This is a genomic window from Mycobacterium sp., assembly GCF_965277065.1.
GTDB lineage: Bacteria > Actinomycetota > Actinomycetes > Mycobacteriales > Mycobacteriaceae > Mycobacterium.
In genome coordinates, this window is record NZ_CBDIBT010000019.1 from 262,404 (window position 1) to 275,777 (window position 13,374).

The 13,374-nt window shown below is 64.3% G+C and carries 12 protein-coding genes and 1 tRNA gene; 6 read left to right on the forward strand and 7 right to left on the reverse strand.

The window, feature by feature from the left end:
- The first annotated feature begins 81 nt into the window (after positions 1-81).
- The 3 genes from ACQY5A_RS18430 to ACQY5A_RS18440 all read left to right on the forward strand — a co-directional run bounded on the left by ACQY5A_RS18430 (position 82) and on the right by ACQY5A_RS18440 (position 2,906).
- Positions 82-519: a hypothetical protein gene (locus ACQY5A_RS18430; RefSeq protein ID WP_428341785.1), complete on the forward strand. Its 438-nt coding sequence runs from the start codon at positions 82-84 to the stop codon at positions 517-519.
- Positions 520-741: 222 nt separating this feature from the next.
- A complete protein-coding gene (locus tag ACQY5A_RS18435; protein WP_428341786.1) occupies positions 742-1,836 on the forward strand; it encodes a DUF1611 domain-containing protein in 1,095 nt (364 codons plus the stop codon).
- Positions 1,833-2,906, forward strand: a complete 1,074-nt coding sequence (locus tag ACQY5A_RS18440; protein ID WP_428341787.1) for an alanine/ornithine racemase family PLP-dependent enzyme — start codon at positions 1,833-1,835, stop codon at positions 2,904-2,906. The genes ACQY5A_RS18435 and ACQY5A_RS18440 overlap by 4 nt, the downstream gene beginning before the upstream one ends.
- A 16-nt stretch (positions 2,907-2,922) precedes the next feature.
- Here the strand turns inward: ACQY5A_RS18440 and ACQY5A_RS18445 are convergent, their stop codons facing one another.
- Entirely contained in the window at positions 2,923-3,378 is a 456-nt protein-coding gene (locus ACQY5A_RS18445) for a DMT family transporter (protein ID WP_428341788.1), read from the reverse strand.
- A gap of 311 nt (positions 3,379-3,689) precedes the next feature.
- Here ACQY5A_RS18445 and ACQY5A_RS18450 point away from each other — a divergent pair, with 311 nt between their 5' ends.
- Complete coding sequence (locus ACQY5A_RS18450; protein ID WP_428343228.1) at positions 3,690-5,558, forward strand: potassium transporter Kup; 1,869 nt, start codon at positions 3,690-3,692, stop codon at positions 5,556-5,558.
- A 34-nt stretch (positions 5,559-5,592) separates the two neighbouring features.
- Here ACQY5A_RS18450 and ACQY5A_RS18455 read toward each other — a convergent pair whose 3' ends face one another.
- Positions 5,593-6,051 (reverse strand): DUF732 domain-containing protein, encoded by a 459-nt coding sequence (locus tag ACQY5A_RS18455; protein ID WP_428341789.1) that lies wholly within the window; start codon positions 6,049-6,051, stop codon positions 5,593-5,595.
- 213 nt (positions 6,052-6,264) lie between these two features.
- The gene (locus ACQY5A_RS18460) at positions 6,265-6,903 is read right to left on the reverse strand and encodes a VOC family protein (protein WP_428341790.1); all 639 of its coding nucleotides are present in this window, start codon (positions 6,901-6,903) and stop codon (positions 6,265-6,267) included.
- A gap of 276 nt (positions 6,904-7,179) precedes the next feature.
- On the opposite strand from ACQY5A_RS18460, the gene ACQY5A_RS18465 reads away from it, so the two are divergent.
- A complete protein-coding gene (locus ACQY5A_RS18465; protein WP_428341791.1) occupies positions 7,180-8,652 on the forward strand; it encodes a heme-binding protein in 1,473 nt (490 codons plus the stop codon).
- A 139-nt stretch (positions 8,653-8,791) separates the two neighbouring features.
- Here the strand turns inward: ACQY5A_RS18465 and ACQY5A_RS18470 are convergent, their stop codons facing one another.
- The 4 genes from ACQY5A_RS18470 to pgm form a co-directional block, all read right to left on the reverse strand.
- Positions 8,792-9,706: a hypothetical protein gene (locus tag ACQY5A_RS18470; RefSeq protein ID WP_428341792.1), complete on the reverse strand. Its 915-nt coding sequence runs from the start codon at positions 9,704-9,706 to the stop codon at positions 8,792-8,794.
- Positions 9,707-9,905: 199 nt separating this feature from the next.
- A tRNA-Ala gene (locus ACQY5A_RS18475) sits at positions 9,906-9,978 on the reverse strand.
- A gap of 53 nt (positions 9,979-10,031) precedes the next feature.
- A complete protein-coding gene (locus ACQY5A_RS18480; protein ID WP_428341793.1) occupies positions 10,032-11,276 on the reverse strand; it encodes an MFS transporter in 1,245 nt (414 codons plus the stop codon).
- Positions 11,273-12,904 carry a phosphoglucomutase (alpha-D-glucose-1,6-bisphosphate-dependent) gene (gene pgm, locus ACQY5A_RS18485; RefSeq protein ID WP_428341794.1) on the reverse strand — a complete coding sequence of 544 codons (1,632 nt, stop codon included), beginning with the start codon at positions 12,902-12,904 and terminating at the stop codon, positions 11,273-11,275. The genes ACQY5A_RS18480 and pgm overlap by 4 nt, the downstream gene beginning before the upstream one ends.
- 61 nt (positions 12,905-12,965) lie before the next feature.
- Between pgm and crcB the strand changes: the two genes are divergently transcribed.
- Entirely contained in the window at positions 12,966-13,373 is a 408-nt protein-coding gene (gene crcB / locus ACQY5A_RS18490; RefSeq protein WP_428341795.1) for a fluoride efflux transporter CrcB, read from the forward strand.
- Position 13,374 lies beyond the last annotated feature (1 nt).

A 13,374-nucleotide genomic window follows, 5' to 3' on the forward strand; every position in this document is an offset into this window, starting at 1 on the left:
CTAGTCGCAGAGCTTTTCGCCTCCAGCGATCCGCGACTTACGTCCTTCCTGCAGTTTTCGCTCGACCGAAGGTGATGAGACGTGACGGATACCCGTAACCAGCCCATCTCAGAAATCGAGCCCGGTCGGTTCACGTTGATCTTCGACTACGAGGCCGACCCCGACGAGACCGCTTTTCCTTTTGAGATTCAGTTCGACTGGGACGGGGAGACCGCGACCTCCTTCGTGTACGACGTGTGGGAGGACCCCCATCAGCCGACGTTCGTCGCCGAAGTCAACAGCGCGCCGGTCGCAGGGTGGGCGTCCTGGGCCAACGGAGAGGACGTACTCATCGCCTTCACGCAACCCGTTGCCGACGAAGAAGGTTGGGCGCGCGTCGAATCCGGTGCCCCGGGCGCGTCGCTCCACGATGTGGATGGAGCGCTGAGCGAGCCCGAGACGTGGATCAGCTTCGCGAGACTGCTTCATGCAGTGGTGATGGATGATCCGGTGCAGTGCATGACCCGGCAGACTTATTGACGCTCTCGGTCGCGAAGGCAGGAGACCCAGGCTGATCGGGTACAGTTAACACGCCGGTAACCTTGCCGGCGCTCAGGGATGACTCGTTGAACGTTGGGCACACCAGCCCGCCACGATCCCGTCGCCTTCTGGGACTTCTCAGAGGATTTTATGTCTTCGCTCGTCGGTGGTACCCCTTTTGTCAGCGCGTCCAAACGGAGCGATCCGGCAGCTCCCTTCGACTTGCCTACTGGCTCCGCCGCCATCGTCTACTGCGAGGGCCAGTTCGGCGAGCAGGACGGCAAGACCGCTAACGGCCTGGTCCGACACTCGGAAAAATACGAGATCCTCAGCGTCATCGACAGCTTTCGGGCCGGAGCCGATGCGGGGAAACTTCTCGACGGCACCGCCAACGGCATCCCCGTCCTGGCATCGCTGGCCGAATCCATCTCGCACGCCGGCCGCGTACCTGACTATCTGATCTGTGGGTTGGCGCCCGCCGACGGTCTGCTGTCGAACGCGCAGCGGGTCGTATTGCTCGATGGCATCGCCCGCGGGATGCACATCATCAATGGCTTGCACGAGTTCCTCAACGACGACGCCGAATTCGTGGCGGCGGCCGTGATCGCCGGCGTCACCATCACCGATGTTCGCCGACCCAAGGACAAGCGCGATCTGCACCTGTTCTCCGGCCGGATCTTCGACGTCACCTGTCCCAGGATCGCGATCCTGGGTACGGACGGCGCGATCGGGAAGCGCACCACCGCCACCTTGCTGGTCCAGGCACTGAACGCGCACGGCATCAAAGCGGTCATGGTCGGTACCGGTCAGACCACCTTGATCCAGGGCGGCAAGTACGGCGTCGCGCTGGATGCGCTTGTCCCCCAATTCTGTTCGGGCGAGGTCGAGCACCAGGTCGTCGCCGCGTTCGAGGGTGAGGACCCTGACGTGATCGTGGTCGAGGGCCAGGGCGCGCTCAGCCACCCCGCGTACATCACATCGGCGCACATCCTGCGTGGCAGCCGCCCGGCGGGCGTCATCGTGCAGCACGCGCCGAAACGCAGGGTGCTCGGCGACTTCCCGATGGTGGCCATGCCGACCGCGGCCAGCGAGATCGCGTTGATCGAGGCGTTCGTCGAGACCCGCGTCATCGGGGTCACGATCAACCACGAGGAGATGACCGAAGAGGAGCTGAACGACTCGATCGCCGAGCATCATTCGCAGCTCGGTCTCCCGGTCACCGACCCGCTGACGCGCCCCGCGTCGGATCTGATCGAGATGGTGCTGACTGCCTTCCCCGCGCTCGCGGCGGTGGCCGACCAGCCCACCCCGGTGTGACGCCTCGGCTCGAGGCCGATCTCGGCAAGCTCGAGCAGAACACGCGAATCCTGGTCGACCGGCTTGCAGTGACGGGCATCCGGGTCATCGGGATCACCAAGGCCGTGCTGGGTTCGCCGGGAGTCGGCGCGGCCATGCTGCGCGGCGGTGCCTGCGGCCTCGGCGATTCCCGGGTATCGAACCTGGCTCGGCTGACCGGCCTGGACGGCTCACCGTTACGCACGTTGATCCGCTCACCCATGCTCAGCCAGGTGGCGCGCGTCGTCGACATCGCCGACGTCAGCCTGAACACCGCGGCCGTCGTGCTGGCGGCGCTCAATCAGGTTGCGGTGCAGCAAAAGCGGACCCATGCCGTCGTGCTCATGGTCGAGCTGGGTGACCTACGGGAGGGTATCGCGCTCGATGACGTCCCCCAGGCTGTGCAGGCCGTCCTGGGTCACTCCGGCCTCCGGCTCGTCGGTCTCGGCGCCAACCTTGCGTGCCAGAACGGCATCATTCCCGACGACCACAACATGGGCGTCCTCACCGGGCTGGTGGACAAGATCGAGGCGCTGCACGGAATCTCCTTCGGCATCGTCTCCGGCGGTAATTCGGCGAACCTGAATTGGGCCCTGCACACCCACGATGTCGGCCGGATCGACGAACTGCGACTCGGCGAGGCCATCCTTCTCGGTGTCGATCCGCTGTACCGGAACCCGCTCCCAGGCCTGCACACCGACGCCTTCACCTTGAGCGCCGAGGTCATCGAAGTCGCCATGAAACCAGCTCAGCCTTGGGGAGATCGCGCGCAGTCGGCCTTCGGCGAGGCGCCGGCCCGCTCGGGGAGCAAGATCGTGCACCAAGCAATCCTGGCCCTCGGCCGCCAAGACGTGGACCCGGACGGTTTGCAGCCACCCGAGGGCATCAGGATCCTCGGGATGAGCAGCGACCACCTGATCGTCGACCTCGGCGATCACCCGGTCGCGGTCGGCGACGAGATCGACTTCGGCGTCGGCTACGGCGCACTCGTGCGGGCGATGACGTCACCCTTCGTCACCAAGGTCGAGCACCTCGGGCAGCCCACCGATTGAACGCACCGCGTTGAGGTCAGTTCTGGGTGATGAGAACAACGCCGATCACCAGGACAACCGCCCCGATCGCACGCACCGGGGTGATCGGGTGCGGCGCAACGCGCAGCCACCCGAAATGATCAATCGCCAACGACATCAACAGGTTTGCGCTCACCGTTAGGGCGGCGTAGGTGCCGGCGCCGATCGTGCCGACGAACAGCAGGCCGGCTACTACGGCGAGGGAGCCGATGATGCCGCCGAGCGGCGCCCACCATGGCATGCCCTGGAGATCCGCCGCGGTCGGCAGTGGCCGCACGAAAACGGCTGCGATGATCACGAACACGGCCACGATGAGGGCGAACGACACCAGTGTGGCCAGCCACGGGTTCACCAGCGAAACCCGTAGTGCGTTGTTCATCGGCGCACCCATTGCCTGCAGCACGCCCGCGAAGGAAATCAGAGGGAACAGCCACAGGGAGGTGGTCGATGTCATCAGTAGTCGCCTTCGTTCGGTGGGGCTCCGCGCCTCGATGTCGTATGGATGCGGTTGCGCCCATATCCTGCCGTTCTTCTGACGGAACGCACCGGAGGATGTGCTCGCGTTGACCAACAGGTGAACGCTGGAGTTGTGGCTCGGCGCGGAGGGTCGCGGCCAGCTTACGATCGATCCGCTACGCCGCTACCCGCAACCAATCACCCGACGACACGGTGCGGCTGAACGAGGAGCTCACCGTGCAGATAACTACAGAACCTGTGGCACCGCTTCGCACGGTCGGCCGCACCGGTGCCGTGCGCCTGGGCGTCATGATCGGCGCGCTCGGCGTCGTGTTCGGCGACATCGGAACCAGTCCGATCTACACGCTGGCGACGGTCTTCAACCCCACCGACCCGCACCCGGTGCCGCTCAACATCGACAACGTCTACGGCGTCGTGTCACTGCTCTTCTGGTCGGTGATGACCATCGTCACGCTGACCTACGTCACTTTGGTGATGCACGCCGACAACGACGGCGAGGGTGGGATCATGGCGCTGATCACGCTGCTGCGGCGTTTCGGCGGACAAGGCGGACGCCGGACCATCGCGGTGCTGGCAGGGCTGGGCATCTTCGGTGCGGCGCTGTTCTTCGGCGACAGCATGATCACCCCCGCGATGTCGATGATGTCGGCGGTCGAGGGCCTCAAGGTGGTCGAACCATCGCTCGCGGAGTGGGTCGTCCCGATCACCGCGGTGATCAGTTTGATGCTGTTTGCGGTTCAGCGCTACGGGACGAACGCCGTCGGTCGGTTGTTTGGTCCGGTGATGATCGTCTGGTTCGTCTCGATCGGCGCCTGCGGCGTGAAGGGCATCCTCGGCCACCCGCAGATCCTCAAGGCGCTGTCGCCGACCTACGCGGCGACGTTCGTGGTCGGGCACGCCAGGATCGCGTTCTTCGCGCTCGCCGCCGTCGTGCTCGCGGTCACCGGCGCGGAGGCGCTCTACGCCGACATGGGCCATTTCGGTCGAAAGGCCATCACCCGGGGCTGGCTATTCGTCGTGCTGCCGGCCTGCACTCTCAGCTACCTCGGCCAAGGCGCGTTGGTGCTCGGCGACGAATCCAAGGCCAGCGCCCCGTTCTTTCTGCTCACCCCGCATTGGGCGCAGCTGCCCATGGTGCTATTGGCAACCGCCGCAACGGTTATCGCATCTCAGGCAGTGATCACCGGGGCCTATTCGGTGGCATCGGCGGCCGCTCACCTGAGCTATCTGCCGAGACTGCGGATAACGCACACCTCGGAATCGACGGTGGGCCAGATCTATGTGCCGTGGATCAACGGTCTACTGATGGTCGCGGTGCTCATCCTGGTGTTCGCCTTCCGCAGTTCGGCGGCGCTGGCCTACGCCTACGGTATGGCGGTAACCGGAACGATCAGCATCACCACACTGCTGTTCTTCTACACCGCCCGCAAGAGGTGGCATACACCGCTGTGGCTCATCGTGATCGGCGCCGGGTTGCTGTTGACGGTGGACCTGTTGTTCCTGGCGGCGAACTTGACGAAACTGGTCCACGGGGCGTGGCTGCCGCTGCTCATCGCCGTGGTTGCGTTCACCGTGCTGTCCACGTGGCAACGGGGACAGGACATCGTCACCCGAGCGCGGACGCAAGCTGAGGGACCGCTTCGTCCGTTCGTCGACCGGCTGGCCCACGCTCAGCCGCCCTTGGTGCGCACCAAGGGCACGGCGGTTTTCCTCAATCGCGGAAAAGAGACCACGCCCTTGGCGATGCGGGCCAACTGCGAGCACAATCACGTGCTCCATGAACACGTGATCATCATGGCGATCGACACCCTGCCCGTCCCCCGCGTGCCCGAATCCGAGCGAACCGAAATCGACGACCTCGGCTACGGCGATGACGGAATCGTCCATCTCACCGCGCATTTCGGGTACATGGAAGCGCCCGATGTTCGCGGCGTGCTTCGCCTGTTGGACCCGTCGCAGACTGAGGGCAAGATCGACGTCGACGGCGCTTCGTATTTTCTGTCCGACCTCGAATTGACCATGGGCGCAGCAAAGAACATGGCGCAATGGCGCAAGCACCTGTTCATCGCGACATCCCACATCACCGCCGACGCCGCCACCTACTTCGGTCTACCTCCCGATCGCACCGTGGTCATGGGTTCGCGGATTGAGATCTAGCCTGACGGCGATCGACCTCATGAGGTGGGGAAGCTTATCCCCCACCTCCAGCTGGAGCTCCACCACCACTGGCCCCTGCGGTACCCGGGTCGTAGGTGGTGGCGCTGTTGGCATTAGATCCACCCGGACTGGGTGCCGGGTGCGGTTGCGCCGCCGGGCTGGAAGCAGCGGGTGGCGCTACCGCTCCCCCATTATGTTGGGGGCATAGTTTGTTCTCCGCGACCTCCACGAACTTGGTGGCGCCGGCGGTCGTGAAGCCTGGGTTCTGGTCAATCATGGCTTTGACGATGTCGGCTTGTGCGTGGCCCTGGTCCATCAGATCGCATGCCCTCCGGCCGATCCCGACGGCGTCAGGTCCGCTTTTATAGCTGATGCCCGCGCTGTTGAGCCCAGCCACAAAGGCCGCGTCGCCGCCCGTGTCGGCCTGCGCGGGGGCGGCGATAGCGATGAGCGCGGCGAAGCAGGCAGGCAGCCCAAGCAGTCGCATCTTCATGTAAATCTCCCCTTTAATGTCCATTCCCTAACACTGCTAAGCGGCTACCCGCGACGGGTTTTGATACACGGTTGTCAAAGTGAACGCGGGCCGAATTCTATGCGGCTACCACCATCCAACGCTGCAACGCCCAGCGCCGCAGCGCTACTGACCGTCGTCGGCCACGGTGGCGGGCGGGCGACTGTCGGCGTCATAGTTGCTCATGAATTCCATTCACACACCACCCGTCGTGCAAATGAAGAGGTCAATCCCCGGCACGTCGTCGAACAAGACCGTGACGTCGCCGGCCATTGCGCGGGCTTTGTCCTGCGTGGAGTGGTAATCGTCGGCCATGAAGGAAAGCGCGGTCAGTCCCTCGGGTGCCGTGTCCCGCAGCTTCTCGGGAACGTCGAGCACCTCGATGAGTCCGGCATCGCCGCTTCCGAGCATTGTCAGGGTCGCACCGTCAGACGGCGGCCATCCCAGCGTTGTTTCGAGAACCTCACCGGGAAGGGCGAATTGGCTCTGCACGTCCATACCGACGACATCGGTGAGGAACTTGATGAACGTGTCCGCCGAGTGGCTGCACATGACGACGTGGTGGAGGTGATTGGGCACCAGCGACCTCCGTTTCAAGCCGATGCAGTTGCGGCCGCGAAAGCCCACTACCGCGACGGCGAGCACGAAAGCGATGCCGGTGAACGCCGTGAAGAGTAGGTACGTCCGCCGTCGATGCGCGGCCCAGGGCCGGGCCAAATTCGGCTGATGGTCCGACGAAGCGTGCGTCACGACGTCCGATGTCATTGCATCATCCCTATTTTCGTGGTCTTTGGTGGTCGCCATCGCGTGCAGGAAATCGGCTGAGTTCGTCACCGAGAATCTGCCGCGCGCTTGCTGTTATCCGCGATGCTGAGCACTCGCTCAGCGTACAACTCTGGCTGACCGCCGGTTCAGTTTTGACCGGACCGACCGCCCATCGGCGTTGGTGGGGATCTGCCCGGCGCATACCGATTGCCGTTGTTATGAGTGCGAGCCCCGGGGCGAAAAGGTCATGGGGATTTGTAATCGGGTAGTGCACTACTCGTGCCGCCGACGCGGCCAACAGCGAGCATGGCGATGCCAGGTCTCATCGCCGATAGGAAAGACATCATGGTCGCCCTTCCCGCAACACACCTCAAAACCGCTACAGAGATACCGGACCGCTTCACCATCAACGAGGTTCCGGTCGAACCCGGTATCGCACCGTTGGCCGAGACGCAGCCGCCCCCGCCACTGGGCCCACTCGCGGCATTCACCGACAAGTTCACGGGTCGCGGCTTCAACACAATATTTCGTCCGCAGAACCCAACGACACCAACCGATCTCCCCGTTCCGCAACCGGACAGCGACAACATCCTCGAGTTGAACCTGACCACTGAGTTGTTGTCTTTCATGGAACCGCTGGGCAGTGTCCCGAACCGGGGCAGGGAGCAGGCCGACATCTTTCTGAACGGCGTCCCTTACCTGCAGTCGATCAGCGACGTCACAGATCCGCTGAAGACCACCCCGATTCATCTGGAACCGGGAATCTGGGTAATCGTCCCTCCCACAACCGATCCCGCCCAGCCGATCACCACGGTGGCGCGGATGGCGTCGATCCCGCACGGCACCACCATCAACGCGCAGGGCACCATCGCGTCGATCGCGGGCGGACCGGCCAGCGGCGGATCGGCACCGGCCGAGCAGCAGATCCCATTAGTCGCGAGTGGGCAGAGCGCGATTACACCCTTTTCCACCGCCAGCGGGGACCCTTTTCCCTTTGACAGCCAGACAGTTACCAATACCGGAACTGCGCGGATACCCCAGGATCTGTCCAGCGTTCCGGCGATCACCCAAGAGCTGCTCGACAATCCGAACAGCCTACTGAACGATCACATTGCGGGTGTGACCATTTTGTTCACTGACGTACTCACAATCGACACCCAACAGCCCGCGATACCGGGTGGCGGCACGGACAACATCGACTTTCTTGTCGGTGACGCCGCGGCTCCAAACGCGGACGCGCACCGGATGTCGGCGATGTTTTGGATCGAGATCGTGCAAGCCCAAATCGAGATCGGTCCCCTCAACGCCGGTGGATCGCAGAACGTGTCACCGGTCGTCCCCGCCGGCGCGCCGGCACCGACGTTCACGGTGACCTCAGCATCGGCAATCACCGACAAGCAATCGATCACCGTGACCTACACACAGATTCAGTACAGCCAAAACGTGTCGCTCAACTTCGCCACACTCACCTGGCCACACATGTCGGTGGCCACCCTGGTCCCATTCGCGAACATCGCAACCACGGTCTATGTCGTCGTGCCAGGTGACACCCTCAGCGGCATCGCCGGCCGATTCGGGATCACGCTGGGCGCGCTGGAAGCAGCCAACCCGCAGATCACCAATCCCGATCTGATCTTGCCGGGACAAGTCGTCAGGATCCCCGCGAACACGGTCGTCTACACGGTCCAACCGGGTGACACTCTCAGCGGCATCGCCGGGCAGTTTTTCGGCGTCACTTTAGATGCGCTGGAAGCGGCCAACCCGCAGATCACCAATCCCAACCTGATCGTTCCCGGGCAGGTCATCAGGATCCCGTGACTACCACAAACCGGTAAGGACATCGTCGGTCGAAAACCGCAGCAGCGCGTGCGACGGTTACGACGCAGGTCGTTGGACCGCTCGCGCCAAGGCGACCCGCATCGTAGGTGCGTGCGATCGCGCGGGCGGAAGCTTGACGCTAGAGCGCGCCACGCCATTGGGGAAGACGCTCGTCGAGCAGCGTCACGCACTCTGGAACGTGTGAATACGCGGGGAGTAGTTCACGCAGATCGCGGACGACGTCGGATGATTTGCTCCCGTCGGGGTCGCGAGCGCCCGATAGCCACAGCAATTCGCGATCGAGCCGGCCGCGGAACCAGGATCCGGCTTGAGCCGTTGCCTGTCGGGCTGGAGCATTCGTCCGGAACGTGTACGCTCTGTTCTCTCCGTCTCGGCTGACCGACCGAACGCTGAGACCGAACACCATGAACGGCACGATGGAAACGTCGACGATGTCCACTCTCGGCAGGGCGTGAATGTCGGGATGCTGACTCACCTGGTCTGCGAAACCACGCTGCCAGTCGGCCTTGCTTCGCAGCCAAGCCTCCTCTCGCTCGGGATGGGCTTGTTCATAACGCTCGCCAACAGCGTCGATAACGGCGTCTGCTGCCACTTCGGCGAGATTGTGGATGAACTCACTGCCCGGCAGGAACGGAGTCACGACTTTGGTCAAAACTCCAGCGGACCGCTGAGTACGGGTCACCGGCTTCTTCGGCGGCGCGGGCAGAGCCTTAGCGGCTCTTCTTCTTAGGATCAGTAAGCCGTCGGCAAAGCTCACCGTGCGGACGCCGGCCGCTGGCGGATGCCACCGCATACGCGACCGCAGATCGAGCAGGTCCGGACCTGGACCCAGGTTCACACCTAAACCGAAAGGTATGTCCATGCAGAAATCACTGAGTGCGATATCTCGAGCTGTTGGTGAAGGGACCGCCGAGTGCCGCGGAATGGAAACGGTGTAGCGGCGATGGCGGCTGAGAACCATATTTCCTCTGCAAGACCGGTGGAGCGCCGCATGCGGTGCGATCAGGTTTGCACCTCGGTGGTCGGGACGCAACGCCCTACCGTGTCATTGGCCTCGATGTACCGTTGTGGCCGCCGCCCGCTCCCTTCGATCCCAGTGCCTTCGATCGCGGCGAAACGACGGAGTCTCTAGGTCATGAGCGGGCAGGGGGCGTTTGCGGCGTCTGAGCAAACAGCTTCGGCAAACGTACAAACCGAGTTTTTCCCTGGTGGAGAAAAGGTGCAGCTAAGGGTGGAGCTAAGGGGATTCGAACCCCTGACCCCCACACTGCCAGTGTGGTGCGCTACCAACTGCGCCATAGCCCCAAGATGTGCTTGTCGAAGTTACACCACGGCCTGCCAGCCATCAAAGTCGCTGATCAGACTGCGTCATCCAACGCTGGTAGGGCGTGCGTCGTACCGGTCTCGGGCGCGAACACCCAGACCACGGCGGCGGCCAGCATGATGACTCCGCTGACCGTGAAGCCCCACGCGAAGCTGAAATGCTCCGCGATCTGAGCCACTACCAGCGCCCCGACGATCGCGCCGAAGTCGGCCATCATCTGAAACGCCGCGACCGGGGTGCCGGCGCGGGCCGAGTTACCCAGGATGTCAGCGATCGCCGCCTGCTGCGGTGACGTGTACACCCCCGACGCCGCACCCGCGACGCATGCCGCGGTGAGAAAGACCGGCAGCGACGTGGAGACACCGAGCCCGATCGTCGCCACCCCACACGCCAACAGTCCGCTGATCAGCAGCGAGCGCCGGCCGATCCGGTCCGACAGATAGCCGCTGGGCATCACCACGATCAGGTTGCCGATCGCGAACACCGCCAGGACCAGACCCGTCATGCGTGGCCCGCGGCTCAGCACGTCCGAGATGAACAGCGGCACAACCGCCATCCGCACGCCGAACACCGACCATCCGGTGGCGAAGTTCGACACCAGCGCCGCGCGATACGCCCGATGCGCAAGTGCGGCACGCATGGTCACTTCCGTGTGAGCCTTCTCGGCGGGCGCACTCAACGTGGACCGCCGCAGGCTGTAGAAGACCACGCCCGCGGTCAGCAGCATGGCCACCCCGTAGATGAGGAACGGGGCCCGGAGACCGAATCCTGCTGTGAGACTGCCGACGAGCGGGCCGCCGACCATGCCGACCAGGAATGAGGTGGCAAACAGGCCGGCGGCCCGGCCACGTGCGTCGGGTGGGCTGATCCGGATCATCAGGCCCAGCGCCGAGATGAAGAACATCGTCGAACCGATGCCGCCAATTGCCCGGAATACCAACAATTCCCAGTAGGTCTGCACGAATGCGGACAGGCCGGTCGATACCGACACGATCAGCAGACCCGACACGTAGACCGGCCGCTCCCCCAGCCGCTGCACCAGCAGCCCGCTCGGTGGCGCGAAGAACAGGCGCATCACCGAGAACAAGGTGATCGCGAACGTCACCGCGTCCATGCTGACCCCGAAGGTGCGCGCATAGACCGGCAGCACCGGCGACACCACGCCGTAGCCGAGCGCGGCCACTACGTTCGCCCCGATCAGCACCCACGCCTCGCGCGGCAGGCTCGTCTTGTCAGTGCGCCACGCAGTCAAGCGGGCGCGTGGGGCGACGAGGATCACCCAATGACTTTATCCACAACGTGTTGCGCAGCTCTCTGGACGTCGGATAAGTGATCTGGACCACGAAATGACTCAGCGTAGATCTTGTAGACATCTTCGGTGCCCGACGGCCGCGCGGCGAACCATGCGTTGGCCGTCGTCACCTTCAAACCACCAAGCGGTGCGCCGTTGCCAGGCGCCGTCGTCAGCTTCGCGGTGATCTCTTCTCCGGCCAGATCGGTGGCGCTGACCTGGTCCGCAGACAGCTTGGCCAGCCGGGCCTTCTGGTCGCGATTCGCGGGCGCGTCGAGCCGTGCGTAGGTGGGCGCACCGTATTTCTCGGTCAGCTCGTGATAGCGCTGCGACGGCGTGCCCCCGGTGACGGCGAGGATCTCGCTGGCCAGCAGCGCGAGGATGATGCCGTCCTTATCGGTGGTCCACACCGATCCGTCGCGGCGCAGGAACGAGGCCCCCGCCGACTCTTCGCCTCCGAACCCGATGGTGCCGCCGATCAGGCCGTCGACGAACCACTTGAATCCGACCGGCACCTCGACAAGTTTGCGTCCGATGCCGTCGACCGCGCGGTCGATGATCGACGAGCTCACCGCGGTCTTGCCGACGGCAATGCCGGCGGGCCAGGACGGGCGATGGGTGTAGAGGTAGTCGATGGCCGCCGCCAGATAGTGGTTCGGGTTCATCAGACCGGCATCGGGGGTGACGATTCCGTGCCGGTCGGAGTCGGCGTCGTTGCCGGTGGCGATCTGATAAAGGTCCCGGTTGGCGATGAGCGAGGCCATCGCGTCCGGTGAGCTGCAGTCCATCCGGATCTTGCCGTCGTGGTCGAGCGTCATGAACCGCCACGTCCCGTCGACCAACGGGTTGACCACGGACAGGTTCAGCCGGTGCCGCTCCCCGATCGCGGCCCAGTAGTCGACGCTGGCCCCGCCCAGCGGATCGGCGCCGATCCTGATCCCGGCCTTGCGGATGATGTCGATGTCCACCACGTTCGGCAGATCGGCGACATAGGCATCCATGTAGTCGTGGCGCTGCGCGACCTTGAGCGCACGCGCCAGCGGCACCCGCTTCACCGCCTCGCCACTACGCAGAATCTCGTTGGCGCGCTTGGCGATTGCGTTGGTCGCATCGGTGTCGGCCGGACCACCGTTGGGCGGGTTGTACTTGAATCCGCCGTCAAAGGGCGGGTTGTGCGACGGCGTCACCACGATCCCGTCGGCCAATCCGTCGCTGCGGCCCCGGTTGTAGGTGAGGATCGCGTGGCTGATCGCCGGAGTGGGCGTGTAGCGGTCGGCCGAGTCGATCATCGCGACAACGTCGTTGGCGGCGAGCACCTCCAGCGCCGATACCCACGCCGGCTCGGAAAGCCCGTGCGTGTCACGGCCGATGAACAACGGACCGGTGGCGCCGTGGGCCGCCCGGTACTCGACGATCGCCTGGGTGATCGCCAGGATGTGCGCCTCGTTGAATGCGCCGTTCAGCGCCGAGCCGCGATGACCCGAGGTGCCGAACACCACCTGCTGGGCGACGTCGTCGGGATCGGGTTCGATGGAGTAATACGCGGTGACCAAGTGAGGCAGGTCGACGAGGTCTTCGGGCTGGGCCGGCTGACCGGCACGTGGGTTGGCCACCATGTCGTCAATTGTGCCGAATAAGCTGCCGAGGCACTCCCTGCAACCGAAGGGATTTCGACGAGTGGCAAGCTCCGCGTCGCCGCGCGACTACCGGGAGTTGGCCGCGGTGTTCGCCGGAGGGGCGCTAGGCACCCTGGCGCGCACCGGCCTGAGCACCCTGGTGGCCTCCGACCCGGGTCGCTGGCCGTGGCCGACATTCACCGTCAACATCGTCGGCGCCTTCATGGCCGGTTATTTCACGACGCGACTGCTGGAGCGGCTGCCGTTGTCGAGTTATCGCCGGCCGCTGCTGGGAACGGGGCTGTGCGGAGGTCTGACCACGTTCTCCACCATGCAGGTCGAGACGCTGAGGATGATCGAGCATCACCACTACGGTCTGGCCGCTGAATACACTTGCGCCAGCATCGTTTTGGGGTTGCTCGCGGTCCATCTGGCCACGGCCATGGTGCGTCGGGTGGCGGTGCGCTGAC